The sequence below is a fragment of the Sphingopyxis sp. genome (assembly GCF_016704835.1).
Taxonomy (GTDB): domain Bacteria; phylum Pseudomonadota; class Alphaproteobacteria; order Sphingomonadales; family Sphingomonadaceae; genus Sphingopyxis.
Window position 1 is genome coordinate 37,906 of record NZ_JADIZJ010000006.1, and the last position, 13,114, is coordinate 51,019.

Annotated in this window: 12 protein-coding genes and 1 tRNA gene; 11 read left to right on the top strand and 2 right to left on the bottom strand. The window is 62.9% G+C overall.

Features of this window, described 5'->3' with window-relative positions; all coding sequences use genetic code 11:
* Positions 1-33: 33 nt before the first annotated feature.
* The 9 genes from IPF76_RS11610 to IPF76_RS11650 all read left to right on the top strand — a co-directional run bounded on the left by IPF76_RS11610 (position 34) and on the right by IPF76_RS11650 (position 7,750).
* Positions 34-1,218 (top strand): GNAT family N-acetyltransferase, encoded by a 1,185-nt coding sequence (locus IPF76_RS11610; protein ID WP_293843943.1) that lies wholly within the window; start codon positions 34-36, stop codon positions 1,216-1,218.
* A complete protein-coding gene (locus IPF76_RS11615; RefSeq protein WP_293843946.1) occupies positions 1,215-2,081 on the top strand; it encodes a cupin-like domain-containing protein in 867 nt (288 codons plus the stop codon). The genes IPF76_RS11610 and IPF76_RS11615 overlap by 4 nt, the downstream gene beginning before the upstream one ends.
* Before the next feature lie 73 nt (positions 2,082-2,154).
* A complete protein-coding gene (infA, locus tag IPF76_RS11620) occupies positions 2,155-2,373 on the top strand; it encodes a translation initiation factor IF-1 (RefSeq protein WP_088439331.1) in 219 nt (72 codons plus the stop codon).
* Complete coding sequence (locus IPF76_RS11625) at positions 2,370-2,960, top strand: Maf family protein (RefSeq protein WP_293843949.1); 591 nt, start codon at positions 2,370-2,372, stop codon at positions 2,958-2,960. Before infA ends, IPF76_RS11625 begins: the two co-directional genes overlap by 4 nt.
* Complete coding sequence (locus IPF76_RS11630; protein WP_293843952.1) at positions 2,953-3,936, top strand: ribonuclease; 984 nt, start codon at positions 2,953-2,955, stop codon at positions 3,934-3,936. The genes IPF76_RS11625 and IPF76_RS11630 overlap by 8 nt, the downstream gene beginning before the upstream one ends.
* Positions 3,926-4,108 (top strand): DNA gyrase inhibitor YacG, encoded by a 183-nt coding sequence (gene yacG, locus IPF76_RS11635; protein WP_293843955.1) that lies wholly within the window; start codon positions 3,926-3,928, stop codon positions 4,106-4,108. The genes IPF76_RS11630 and yacG overlap by 11 nt, the downstream gene beginning before the upstream one ends.
* A 96-nt stretch (positions 4,109-4,204) precedes the next feature.
* Positions 4,205-4,280 (top strand) — tRNA-Phe (locus IPF76_RS11640).
* A 64-nt stretch (positions 4,281-4,344) separates the two neighbouring features.
* A complete protein-coding gene (locus tag IPF76_RS11645) occupies positions 4,345-4,890 on the top strand; it encodes a pseudouridine synthase (protein WP_293843958.1) in 546 nt (181 codons plus the stop codon).
* Positions 4,891-5,101: 211 nt separating this feature from the next.
* A complete protein-coding gene (locus tag IPF76_RS11650) occupies positions 5,102-7,750 on the top strand; it encodes a TonB-dependent receptor (protein WP_293843961.1) in 2,649 nt (882 codons plus the stop codon).
* A gap of 125 nt (positions 7,751-7,875) precedes the next feature.
* Here the strand turns inward: IPF76_RS11650 and IPF76_RS11655 are convergent, their stop codons facing one another.
* Complete coding sequence (locus tag IPF76_RS11655; RefSeq protein WP_293843964.1) at positions 7,876-10,824, bottom strand: TonB-dependent receptor; 2,949 nt, start codon at positions 10,822-10,824, stop codon at positions 7,876-7,878.
* Between the two features lie 488 nt (positions 10,825-11,312).
* Between IPF76_RS11655 and folE the strand changes: the two genes are divergently transcribed.
* Entirely contained in the window at positions 11,313-11,876 is a 564-nt protein-coding gene (gene folE, locus IPF76_RS11660) for a GTP cyclohydrolase I FolE (RefSeq protein WP_293843967.1), read from the top strand.
* 62 nt (positions 11,877-11,938) lie between these two features.
* Positions 11,939-12,388, top strand: a complete 450-nt coding sequence (locus IPF76_RS11665; protein WP_293843970.1) for a hypothetical protein — start codon at positions 11,939-11,941, stop codon at positions 12,386-12,388.
* An 84-nt stretch (positions 12,389-12,472) separates the two neighbouring features.
* Here IPF76_RS11665 and rplI read toward each other — a convergent pair whose 3' ends face one another.
* Entirely contained in the window at positions 12,473-13,108 is a 636-nt protein-coding gene (gene rplI, locus IPF76_RS11670) for a 50S ribosomal protein L9 (protein ID WP_293843972.1), read from the bottom strand.
* Between the last annotated feature and the right edge of the window lie 6 nt (positions 13,109-13,114).

The following is a 13,114-nucleotide window of genomic DNA, read 5'->3' on the forward strand; positions in this document are numbered from 1 at the left end:
GCATTTTAACGCTTCCCTGCTAACCTCCACCCGATGACGGTGCATCCCGCCTTTCCCGCCAACGCCGCGTCCGCCGACCCGCTGATCGTGCGCGTTGTCGACCCGCTGGCGCTGTCACCTGAGCTGGCGGCTGCGTGGGACCGGCTGGCGGCGGAGGCGAGCGAGCCCAATCCCTTTGCCGAACGCTGGTGTCTGCAATCGGCACTGCACCTGCTCGATCCCGAGCGGCGCGCGCGGCTGGTGATGGTGCAGGGCGGCAGCGATGGACCAGTGATCGGGATTATGCCGGTTGCGCTGGCGAAACATTATGGCCGCTTGCCGTTGCGGCATGTCAGCGGCTGGGCGCATCCCAATCATTTTCATGGTGCGCCGCTGGTGCGGGCCGGATTCGAAAGCTTGTTCTGGTCGATCCTGCTCGGCTGGTGCGATGCGGCGCCGTGGGCGCGAATGCTGCTCCATGTGCCGCGCCTGACTGCGGACGGGCCGCTACACCGCGCGTTGGTCGATGTGGCGCGGGTACGCGGGGGAGAGGCTGAGGTTGTTCACCGCGAGGAACGCGCGCTGCTCGACAGCCAGCTGTCGCCAATTGATTATTGGGACGCCGCGGTGCGCGCCAAGAAGCGCAAGGAATTGCGGCGGCAGGCGAACCGGCTCGCCGAATTGGGCGCGGTGCATTATCGGCGCTGGCAGGCGGGCGAAGCGATCGAGCCATGGATTGATGCCTTTCTCGATCTGGAAGCACGCGGTTGGAAAGGGCGGGCCGGATCGGCGCTCGCCAGCCACAGCGAGACCCAGGCGTGGTTCCGCGCGATCATGGCGGGCGCCGCCGAGGCGGGGCGGCTCGATATGCGCGCGCTCGATCTGGACGACCGGCCACTCGCGATGCTGATCAATTTCCTGTCGCCGCCCGGCGGCTTTTCGTTCAAGACCGCCTTCGACGAGGATTATGCGCGTTTCTCGCCCGGGGTGCTGCTGCAACAGGCGAACCTCGACCTGCTCGGCGATCCGGCGATCGCGTGGGTCGACAGCTGCGCGGCGCCAGGCCATCCGATGATCGACAGCGTATGGCGCGAGCGCCGCACTTTGGTGTGGGTCAACGCCGCCTTGTCGGCGCCCGCCGACCGGTTCCGCTTTGCGCTGCTGACCAAGATCGAACGGCTCTGGCGGCGCTGGAAGGGTGCTGCGACGACCGAAAATGAGGTAGAAAGCCCGTCATGACCGCGCATCAATCGATTACTGCGCCCGTTTTTCCCGCCGATACGCTCGCGCGGATGGCGGCGCTGTATCCACTCCAGGCGGGATTGCTGCACCATAATCTGCCCGACCATCCGTTGCTGGCGATCGAGGCGCTGGCGCAGCTGAGCGAAAGCCTGCCCGCGAGCGAGGTCGAATATAATCCGGGCGATGTGCCGATCGGGATCCGCCCGGAAGATGTGCCGTCGAACGGCCTGTCGATCGGCGAAACGATCCGCACCATCGATAAGAATGGCAGCTGGGCGGTGCTCAAGAATGTCGAGAATGTCGCGGCGTATCGCAACCTGCTGATGGACCTGCTCGGCGAACTCAAACCGGTCGTCGAGCCGCGCACCGGGGCGATGCTGACCCCGCAGGGGTTCATCTTCATTTCATCGCCGGGGTCGATCACCCCGTTCCACTTCGATCCCGAGCATAATATCCTGCTGCAACTGCGCGGGACCAAGGTGATGAACGTCTGGCCGGCCGGCGACGAACGCTTCGCGCACCGCCGCGAGCATGAGCGGTATCACACCGGCGGCCACCGCAACCTTCCGTGGGACGAAACCTATCGAGAGGGCGCGCAGCAGGTGCCGCTCGGCGCGGGTGACGCGGTGCTGATGCCGGTCATGGCGCCGCATTTTGTCGCCAACGGCGATGCGCCGTCGATCTCGCTGTCGATCACCTGGCGCAGCGAGTGGAGTTACCGCGAGTCCGAAGCGCACGCCGCCAACGCCGCCTTGCGGCGTATGGGCCTCGACCCCGCCATGCCGCCGCGCTGGCCGAGCTATGCCTTGGCAAAGACGGTGGCGTGGCGGGTCGCGCGAAAGCTGCGGCTGGTCGCATGACAGACCGCTTTCCATCGCCGCATTTTGCGGCTATGGGCGCGCATCCTTTGATAGCGAAACCCTTTGAGGACTGATGGCGAAAGAAGAACTTCTGGAAATGCGCGGCCAAGTGGTCGAACTGCTGCCCAACGCGATGTTTCGCGTCAAACTGGAAAATGGCCACGAGATTCTGGGCCACACCGCGGGCAAGATGCGCAAGAACCGCATTCGCGTGCTGGTCGGCGACGAAGTGCTCGCCGAACTCACCCCCTATGACCTGACCAAGGGTCGGATCACCTATCGCTTCAAGTGAGCAGCGCGGCGAACATTCCCGCGCTCGTTCTGGCCTCCACCTCGCCGCGCCGCCGTGAATTGCTGGCGCGTATCGGCGTGACTCCGGCGCGTATCGCTTCCCCCGACATCGACGAAACGCCGCTGAAGGCCGAGCTGCCCCGCGACTATGTGGCGCGCCTCGCGAGGGGCAAGGCGCTGGCGGTCGAACGCGCCGCGGACGAGGTGGTGCTGGCGGGCGACACGACCGTCGCGATCGGACGACGCATTCTGGAAAAGCCTGCCGATGAGGCCGATTTGCGCCGCATGCTCGGCCGGTTGTCGGGGCGGCGCCACCATGTCTATTCGGGGCTGTGCGTCGTCGGCACCGACGGCAAGCCGCGGGTGCGCGTCGCCGACACCGTAGTGGCGTTCAAGGTGCTGAGCGCTGCCGAGATCGACTGGTATGTCGCGTCCGGGGAAGGCATGGGCAAGGCGGGCGGCTATGCAATCCAGGGACGCGCCGAATGCTTTGTCCGCTTCCTGGCGGGCAGCCATTCGAACGTCGTCGGCCTGCCGCTGTTCGAAACGCGAACGCTGCTGACCAGCGCCGGTATCCCTCTTGGCTGAATGGCTCTATGAAGCCGGGATCGGCGAGGCGCGCGCCGCGCTGATCGACGGCGAGCAGATCCTTGAGGCGCGGATCGAGCGCGAGGGCGAGGGCCCGCGCGTCGGCGCGGTACTCGCGGCGCGGCTGGTTGAGGCCGGCAAGTCACCGATTGTGGCGCTCGATTGGCCCGGTACGCCGCTGGCCTCGCTGACGGGGCTGCCACCTGCGACATCAATCGGCGCGGCGTTGACGATCGAGATCACCCGCCTGGCGCTGCGCGAACGCGGCCGCGACAAACTGGCGCGGGCGCGGGATGCCGCGGCGGGGGCGGTGATCGGCGATGGCCCTGATTTGCGAGCGCGCATCGCGGCGACCAGCTTGCCCGTCACCGAACTGCGCCCGACCGACCCCGATCGGCTGGAACAGGCGGGCTGGTCCGAACTGATCGACCATGTCCGCACCGGCCATTGGCCGTTCGGCAGCGGCGCTTTGTGGGTCGATGCGACCCCGGCGATGGTGCTGATCGACATCGATGGCGAGGGTGATGCGCTGACGCTGGCCAAGGCAGCTGCGCGCGCCGCCGCGGGCGTGATCCGGTGCTGCGACATCGGCGGTTCGATCGGCATCGATTTCCCCTCGCTGCCCGACCGTGCCGGGCGCCAGGCGATCGACGCAGCGGTCGATGCGGCGCTGCCGCAGCCCTATGAACGCACCGCGGTCAATGGCTTCGGGCTGATGCAGATTATCCGCCGCCGCGATCGTCCGTCGTTGATCGAGCAGGTGGTGCTCGATCCCGTCGCCACCGACGCCGCGTTGCTGCTGCGCCAGGCCGAGCGCGCGGTGGGAGCGGGGATCTTGACGCTGACCGCGCGGCATGCGGTAATCGATCATATCGCGGCGCATCCGACGTGGATCGCGCTGCTGCAAAACCGCACCGGCCGCCCGGTCCAGCCGATCGCCGATGCCGCCATCAAAGGAACCGGACATGCCCAGTAACCCGCCGCAGTGCCCGCTGTGCGGCAAACCGCGCGAGCCCGAATTCAAACCCTTTTGCAGCCGCGGTTGCCGCGATCGTGACTTGCTCAAGTGGTTCGGGGAAGGCTATGCCGTGCCCGCCGCGCAGGCGCCCGACGGGACCGCAGACGACGATCGTTTCGACGATCGTTGAGGCCGGAAATCGGGCATCACAAAGCCACTGGACAGGACCCAACGCCCTGCCTATAGCCGCCGCTCGCCAGCGCGACCGTCGGGTCGCAGCGGCCCTGCCCGGGTAGCTCAGTTGGTAGAGCATGCGATTGAAAATCGCAGTGTCGGCGGTTCGAACCCGTCCCCGGGCACCATTTCGCTGCTATGCATCTGGATAAGTGCTCGAGCCTGTGGCTCGGCGTGGCGGGAGGGAAAGCCGTGGGTCGCATCATCCTGTTCAACAAGCCCTATGGCGTCCTGTCGCAGTTCACAGATCGCGGCGCGCCTGAGGCACGCGCGACGCTGTCTGACTATATAGATGTCCCGCATGTCTATCCCGCCGGGCGGCTCGACCGTGACAGCGAAGGCTTGCTGATCCTAACCGATGATGGTGCCCTGCAGGCGCGCATTGCATCGCCGCGGCACAAGACACCGAAAACCTATCTGGTGCAGGTCGAGGGTGAGCCCGATGCCGCCAGTCTCGACCGGCTGCGGTCGGGGGTGGTGCTGAACGACGGACCCACCCGACCCGCGCTGGTCGAACCCGTTGAACCCCCGCAGCTTTGGCCGCGTGATCCGCCGGTTCGCTTTCGCAAGAGCGTATCCGACCGCTGGGTGGAAATCACGATCACCGAAGGCCGCAATCGCCAGGTGCGCCGGATGACCGCGGCGGTTGGGCATCCGACGCTACGGCTTGTGCGGCTGCGCGTTGGCGCATGGAAGCTGGGCGACCTTGCTCCCGGCACGTGGCGCGAGGTGAAGTAGGGCCTGCGCGGCAACCATATGGGCCGGCGCGCGACGTTTATGCGGCATTGCAAACTGTTGCTTTTCGGTCACAAATCGGCAGAAAATCGGCCTAGTGCATCGGCGCCGCGTTGACGCGGCGCGCGGGGTTACTACAGCGATCCGTTCCGGTGGGGCATCTCCCTCTTTGGCCGCAGGGCCGCGCTTGCACCGGTTTGGAGAGAGAGACATCATGACTTTGCGCAACCTTTTGCTGGGCGCCACGATGCTGTGCGCCAGCGCCACCCCCGTTTTCGCTTTTGCCCAGGACGCCGCCCCCGCCGACGAACCCGCGGTTGCGGTCGACGACAGTGATTATGGCAACGACATCATCGTCACCGCGTCGAAGCGGTCGCAGACATTGCAAGACACGCCGGTGGCCGTTTCGGTGACGTCGGCGGCGCAGCTCGAAGAATCGCAAATCCGCGACCTCATCGACCTGCAGACCGCGGTCCCCAGCCTGCGCGTGTCGCAGCTCCAGTCGAGCGCCAACACCAATTTCATCATCCGCGGTTTCGGCAACGGTGCCAACAACGCCGGGACCGAACCGTCGGTCGGCGTGTTCATCGACGGCGTCTATCGCTCGCGTTCGGCCGCTCAGATCGGCGACCTTCCCAACGTCGAGCGCATCGAAGTGCTGCGCGGCCCGCAGTCGACGCTGTTCGGCAAGAATGCGTCGGCGGGCGTCATCAGCATCGTCACGCAAAAGCCGCAGTTCGATTTCGGTGGTTCGGTCGAGGCGACCTATGGCAATTTCAACGCGGTCACCGTCAAGGGTGACGTGACCGGCCCGCTCAGCGAAACCATCGCTTTCTCGATCGGCGGCAGCTACAACCGCCGCGACGGCTATGCGCAGGATCTGAAGCTCGACACCGACGTCAACGACCGTAACCGCTATGGGGTCCGCGGCCAGTTGCTGTTCGAACCGAGCGACGCGCTATCGATCCGCCTGATCGGCGATTACGACAAGATCGACGAAAATTGCTGCATCGCCGGCAACGTCATCGCGGGTCCGACCGTCGCGATCACCAATGCGCTGGCGGGTGGCCCCAGCGTCGATGCCAACAACCCCTTCTCATTCAACGTTTACAACAATTTCCTGTCGACGAACGAGATTGAAAATTACGGCGGCTCGGGGCAGATCGACTATGATCTCGGCAACCTCGCACTGACATCGATCACTGCGTACCGCAAGGTCAAGGCGCTGACCAACCAGGATTCGGACTTCACCGGCGCCGACCTGATCGGCGAGAACAGCCAGGATCTGGGAATCAATACCTTCACCCAGGAACTGCGCATCACGTCGGATTTTGACGGCCCGATCAACTTCCTGCTCGGCGGCTATTATTTCAACGAAAAGATTCGGCAGAAGAACGACATCCGCTTTGGCACCCAGTTCCGGCCTTATGGTGATGCGCTGATCCGTGCCGCCAGCGGCAATGCGCTCAACGTCGCGCTGCTTGAGGGGACGTTCGGCGCACTCGAAGGTGCCCCGACGCGCTATGTCGGCACCTTCTTCCGCGCCGGCGACGGCCTCGACGAAGCGTATCGCCTGAAGGACGAGGCGTTCTCGATCTTCGGCACCGTCGATTTCGAAGTGACTGACCGGCTGACGCTTTCGCTGGGCGGCAACTACACCAAGGATCGCAAGAATTTCTCGACCGATGTGATCAGCACCGACACGTTCTCGGGCATCAATCTCGATGCGCCGCAATATGCGCCGTTCCGCAATCAGCTGCTGTTCCAGGGTGGCCTTGCGCAGACGATCGGCGGCCCTTCGGTGCTGAACCTTGGTCGTCCGGCGACCGCGGCCGAAATCGGTGCTTTTGCGGGAGCTAACCCGGCCGCGTTCGCGGGAATTTCGGGCCAGGTGCAGGCTTTTGCCAACGCCAACCAGAACAATCCGGCGGCCAACCCGCTCAATGGCCTGAAGGCGTTTCAGTTCCTGCCGCCGTTCCTGAACGTCCCCAATGCGGTCGAGAGTGGTAAAACCAACGACGGTGATTTCTCGTACAGCGTTCGCGCTGCTTATGAACTGACCGACACGGTCAACGTTTATGCGACCTATGCGACGGGCTTTAAGGCGAGCTCGGTCAACCTGTCGCGCGACAGCCGTCCGCTGGCTTCGGACCTTGCAGCGATCACCGCTGCAGGCCTGCGCGCCCCCAACCTGACTTCGGGTTCGCGCTTTGCGGCGCCGGAAGAGTCGACCGTTTACGAATTCGGGATCAAGGGCCAGTGGGACGTTGCGGCGGTGAACATCGCGGTGTTCAAGCAGTCGATCAAGGGCTTCCAGTCGAACGTCTTTACCGGCACCGGCTTTGCGCTGGCCAACGCCGGCAAGCAGTCGACTTTCGGGATCGAGTTCGACGGTTCGGTGCGGCCGGTCGAGGGGCTTAACTTGACGCTGGCGGCGACCTATCTCGACGCCAAGTACGACAGCTTCGTCAATTCGGCATTCGGTGACATCTCGGGAACCACGCCCGCGGGCATCCCTGCCTTGTCGATGTCGATGGGCGCCACCTATACGCATGAATTTGCGGGCGGCACCAAGGCGATCGCGCACGTCGATTATGCTTATGAAAGCCCGGTCCAGATCGTCGAAGGCCTGAGCGGCTTCCCGGCAGGCGTCGCGGAGGGTTTGCAGCGCGAGGTCAACTCGCTCAACGCATCGTTCACCATCCGCCTGACCAACGGGCTGGACGTTGGCGTGTGGGGTCGCAACCTGACCAACGCGCAATATCTGACAACGATCTTCCCGGCGGTGGCGCAGGCCGGCAGCGTGTCGGGCTATCCCAGCCAGCCGCGCACCTATGGCGGTACCGTTCGCTTCAAATTCTGACGGGGAATGGCCGGAGCGATTCATCGCTTCGGCCGCCCGATCAGCGGACAAAAGAAACCCCGGCCTCTCGATCGAGAGGCCGGGGTTTTTTGTGGCGTTGCCTGGTTGGCTTTGCCTTCTTGGCTTTAGAATTTCACGCCGGCCGCGATGCCGTAGCGGCGCGGTTCGAGGGTGAAGATGTTGGTGTAATTCCCCGACGACTGGTCGGTGATGTACAGCCCGGTGACGCTGTTGGCGTCAAAGACGTTCTGGATGAAGCCTTTGACATACCATTTGTCGTCGGCGCCGTTCAGCTGCAACTGGGCATTGACCTGCGCATAGCCTTTGATCCGGTTGACGTTGCCGTTGAAAATGCTGCCATAGCTTTCGCCCGTATAGGCGAGGTCAACACGCGGAACGAGCGTCATGTCGCCGTTTCCGAGATTCGCGGTATATTGCACGCCGGCGCTGAATTTGTAGTTCGGCGCCTGCGGCAACTGGTTGCCCTTGATGTTGACGGGTACGCCAGCGGAGAAATATTCGATCCCGCCAAATGCCGCCCCGACAGTGCCTGCCGTCGCTTCCATCACCGAACAGATGCTGAAGGCGCCGGTCGATGCGATGCCGCCGTCGGCCGGGAAGCTGGTCGTCGGTTGCAGTCCGGCGCCGGCGGCGACGCCCGGGATCAGGCCGCCGTTGATCAGCGCCTGGACCTGATTGACATAGGCATTGACCCCGGCGACGCTGCCCGAACGCGAAGCGACGGCGCAGTTGGCGGCGTTAGTGATGTCCTTGATAATCACCGCATCGGCGCGTCCACCGCCAAAGTCGCGCGGGTTGCTGGTGAACTTGTCTTCGGAAACCTTGCTGTGCAGGTAGCTGAAACCAAGGTTGACCACGACATCGGGATCGGGCCGCACGATGGCCTCGGCCTCAAAGCCATAGATATTGGCGCTGACATTGTCGTTGACCGCGGTACGGGCGACGATCTTGCTGAGCTGCAGATCCTTATATTTGTAATAGAACGCAGTCAGGTTGAGCTGGAGCGCGCCATTGCCAAAGCTGTTCTTCGACCCGATTTCGAACGCATCGACCTGCTCGGGCCGGAAGGATTCGGGGACCGCAAAGATCGGCTGCAGCGGCGGATTGATGCCGCCCGACTTATATCCGCGCGAGTAGGATGCGTAGAGCAGATTGTCGTCGGTGACCTTGAAGTCGAGCACCGCGCGTCCGGTCAGCTTGTTGAACTTCACCTGGCGTGACTGGATGATCTGGTTGCCCGGCGTTCCGGGATCGGCGTCAAACGATCCGACGAACGGCGAACCGAACACGGTGTCCGTCGTGCCGCCGTGCGGCGCCAGGAAGCTGGCCAGCGTCGAACGCGCGCTCACTGCCTTTTTGTCGTTGTTGTAGCGCAGGCCCGCGGTGAGTTTCAGCCGATCGCTGAACTCTACATAGGCTTCGCCGAACAGACCGTAAGACGTGATCTTGAGATCGTCGGTGTTGTTGCGGAAGAACGGCGTCGCGAGGAACGACGGCGGCAGCCCACCGCCCAACGCGGTGAAGGCGCCCAAGACCCCGGTGAGATAATCGATCGGGAACGCGTTCACATAATAGCTGTTCTCGGTCAGATGATAGTCGGCATAGATGCCGCCAACCAAGAAGTTGAACGGCCCGTCGAGGTCGCTCGACAGAATGGCCTCGGCCGACCAGCTGCTGTTATTCTGGTTTGAACGGTCGAACTGCAGCGATTGATCATTACAGATTTTCTGGCCGCCATAGCTGCCATAACCGGTTTCCTCAGCCAGTGAGGTGCATAGCTGCCCGGTTGGGCCATTGGGAATGATCGCGGCGGCGACGGGTGCAAAATATGGTATTAGCGCTGCGCCAAGACCGCCTGTTGCTGCGGCCTGCAACGTAGCTAAACCGCCCGCGTAGAGCGCGCGATTGCCGATGTTGCTGTTATAATCCTGCGATGCGTCGAGTTTGACCTTCTGGTACTGGCCCGACACCTGCAACGAGACGGGGCCGAAATTATGTTCGATCTGGCCCTGCAGCGTCAGTTCGCTGGTGAAATAGCTGGGCGTATATGCAGTGTTCACAACCCGCGGATCCGCGGGCACGGTGGTGTTCGCGTAAACGTCGGGGCCATAGAGGCTACCGAGTGCGAACGCCTGCGGAATTCCGCGGATCGCCAGAAATTCGCGCGAGGTGAGTGCCGCCGTGAACGTGGCATTGCCGTTGAACGGCGCGTTATCGCGCCGCGTGTTCAAACAACCGAGAATGCCGGTCGGATCGCGCTGGCACTGTTGTTTCTGGATGCGCGTGCGCTGGTCCTTTTCGTGGAAATAGGAGGCCAGAAAATCGATCGTCGTGTCGTCGCTCGGTTCCCAGCGTAGCGAACCGCGGACCGAGTAGAGATCGCGATCGTCGATGCGGGTGTTGAGGAAGGTGTTCTTGGTATAGCCGTCGCGGTTGAGGTAAATGCCCGCGACGCGGAAGGCCATGGTGTCGCCGATGGGAATATTCACCATCGCCTTGCCCTTCATCGAATCATAATTGCCATATTCGGCTTCGGCCGCGGCTTCGAAAGCGCCGAGCTTGGGTTTGGCGGTGATGACGTTGACCACGCCCGACGTCGCGTTGCGGCCGAACAGGGTGCCCTGCGGCCCGCGCAGCACTTCGATGCGTTCGAGATCGTAGAATTCGGTTTCGAACAGGCGGGTCGAAAATAACGGATCACCGTTCAAGTGAATTGCGGTCGCGCTGTCGCAGGTGGTGCCGACGCAAAGGTCGCCGATGCCGCGAATGGTAAAGCTGGCGCCGGTAAAGTTGGTTTTCGTGAACGTGACGTTGGGCAGCGTCAGCTGAAGATCCGACGGGGTCTTGATCTGCTGGGCTTCGAGCGCCTCGGTCGAGAAGGCGCTGACTGCGATCGGCACGTCCTGCAGACGTTCCGACTGGCGTTGAGCCGTGACGACGATCTCGCCGCCGAAAGCATCGCGTTCCGCTTCGTCCGCTGCATCCTGCGCAAATGCCGGCGTCGCCACCGTCATCGCAAGGATCGACGTTCCGATCAGTGCCTTGAACTTCATTTATAGCCTCCCATTTTTCGACCCCACAGGTGCGGGGCCGCCCAAATTTAACTTGTGGTAAGGGGAGGGGATAAGACCAGACGTGGCAAAGGCAGTCCGGCCAAAGCGGCCGAATGCCTGCAGGTATCCCACTTATTGCCAGCTGTGCTGGTCATCGTCCTCTCCCACCGGCGTCGGGGAAAACGCCGGCCTCTCCGGATCACGACCCGCTTAGACGGGTTCTGTAATGCAACTAAAATACGACCTAAAGGTGCGCTTAGTTGACGCGAGCGTCAAGCCACTTGTTCGATCCGGAAAGCGACATGAAATGGGGCAGTTGCAAAAATGCAAAATGCCAAGTTTCCGCAACGTAAACTTGCGCACTCGGCAATATTGTTGTTGTCCTGCCCTTGCTTATCAGGGCATTCGCACCGAAATGTGCGGCAAGAATGCAACAGTGAAAGTGGGGCGATGAGCGACAGCAAAGTTGAAGTGGGAGCCGACGGCAGGTGGTCGTTCCCGACCATGTCGCAGAAGCGGTGCGGACGCTGATTGAGTGGACGGGCGATGATCCGGCGCGCGAAGGATTGCGCGATACGCCCAAGCGCGTTGCGCGGGCGTGGAAGGAATATTGCAGCGGCTATGCCGACGATCCGGCAATCCATCTGGCGCGCACCTTTGAAGAGGTCGGCGGCTATGACGAGCTGGTGCTGCTCAAAGACATCCCTTTCCAGTCGCATTGCGAACATCATATGGCGCCGATCACCGGCAAGGCGTCGATCGCCTATATGCCGCGCGACCGCGTCGTCGGCATTTCCAAGCTGGCGCGCGTGCTCAACGGCTACGCACGACGGTTGCAGGTGCAGGAGCGGCTGACCGCCGAGGTGGCGCGCTGCATCTGGGACAATCTTCATCCGCATGGCGTCGCGGTCGTCATTGATGCGCAGCACGGATGCATGACCGGGCGCGGGGTGCGCACCCCGGGGGTGGGGATGGTGACGAGCCGTCTGCTTGGGTGCTTCCTGGACGATCAGCGCAGCCGGAAGGAAGTGCTGAGTTTGATGGGATATTGACCATGCGTTGGCGCGGGCGACGAAATCATTCGTTCCGTGCCCGGTTGCGGGCTTTTCAGGAAATGCGCGGCGAGACGCCCGACGCGGGCTTTATCGCCGATCTCGAGTTTCTCGAGAATCGCGACCTCGATCTGTCGGTGCGTATCGGGGGCTTATTGGCGTTCAATGCGCTGGCGATCACTATTGGTACGCATCCTATCTCGGCCAGCCCGGGTGCGCCGCTCAGCGTGAACGCCGCCGCACAGCCATGGCTTACGATTGCCAGCCTGATCGGCATTGTGCCGCTGATACTCTCGAGCTTTCTGTGCCTGCGCGCCTTGCTGCTCGGCGAAGAGTTCGACAGCGATGGCCTCGAAAAGGCCGATGGCCTGCGCCAGCGCCTGTTCGCCGCCTTTACTCATTCGATCGATGCGCAGGCAAAGCTGTTATCTGCAGCGGTCCGATGGACGATCGTCGGCGGCGCAGCAACGCTGGCGATATGGGTATGGATTCTGGCCGAAAAAATGGCCTGAAGGACGGCGCCGCGCCAGAAAGAAAAGGCTCCGGAACACTAGGTTCCGGAGCCTTTTTGTGTCTCCCAAAGAAGCGGAAGGAGATTAGTCCTTGTCGCCCTCTTCGTCCGCAGCGTCGTCGCTGGTTTCGACAGCGCGTTCCGACGGCGGCGTCGCGTCGGCGAATTCGTCTTCGCTGTCGGGTTCCAGGGCGGTGGCAACCGCCTCGGCCTGTTCTTCCTCGAACATCGCGGCGATGACGTCGATGCCCTGCTTCTGCATCTCGGCTTCATCGGGCGAGCGGGCCACGTTGACGCCGACCGACACGATGACTTCGGGGTGCAGCTTGACCTTGACGTCGACCAGGCCGAGCGCCTTGATCGGGCGTTCGAGGACGACCATCGACTTGCCGAGGCCTTCGACACCGTCTTCGGCCAGCGCATCGACGATGTCGCGCACCGACACCGAGCCATAAAGCTGGCCGGTGTTCGACGCCTGACGGATCAGGACGATCTGCTTGCCGTCGATATCCTTGGCGCGGGTTTCGGCGTCGGTGCGACGTTCGGCGTTGTCAGCCTCGATCTTGCCGCGGTTGGCTTCGAACAGCTTGCGGTTGGTGTCGTTCGCGCGCAGCGCCTTGTTGTTGGGCAACAAATAGTTGCGGGCAAAGCCGTTCTTGACGTTGACGACATCGCCGATGCCGCCGAGTTTCTCGATACGTTCGAGCAGAATGATTTCCATCAGATC

Coding starts and splice junctions, on each gene's coding strand:
- IPF76_RS11610 (WP_293843943.1), top strand. CDS start 34: ATGACGGTGCATCCCGCCTTTCCCGCCAACGCCGCGTCCGCCGACCCG.
- IPF76_RS11615 (WP_293843946.1), top strand. CDS start 1,215: ATGACCGCGCATCAATCGATTACTGCGCCCGTTTTTCCCGCCGATACG.
- infA (WP_088439331.1), top strand. CDS start 2,155: ATGGCGAAAGAAGAACTTCTGGAAATGCGCGGCCAAGTGGTCGAACTG.
- yacG (WP_293843955.1), top strand. CDS start 3,926: ATGCCCAGTAACCCGCCGCAGTGCCCGCTGTGCGGCAAACCGCGCGAG.
- IPF76_RS11650 (WP_293843961.1), top strand. CDS start 5,102: ATGACTTTGCGCAACCTTTTGCTGGGCGCCACGATGCTGTGCGCCAGC.
- IPF76_RS11655 (WP_293843964.1), bottom strand. CDS start 10,824: ATGAAGTTCAAGGCACTGATCGGAACGTCGATCCTTGCGATGACGGTG.
- IPF76_RS11665 (WP_293843970.1), top strand. CDS start 11,939: ATGCGCGGCGAGACGCCCGACGCGGGCTTTATCGCCGATCTCGAGTTT.
- rplI (WP_293843972.1), bottom strand. CDS start 13,108: ATGGAAATCATTCTGCTCGAACGTATCGAGAAACTCGGCGGCATCGGC.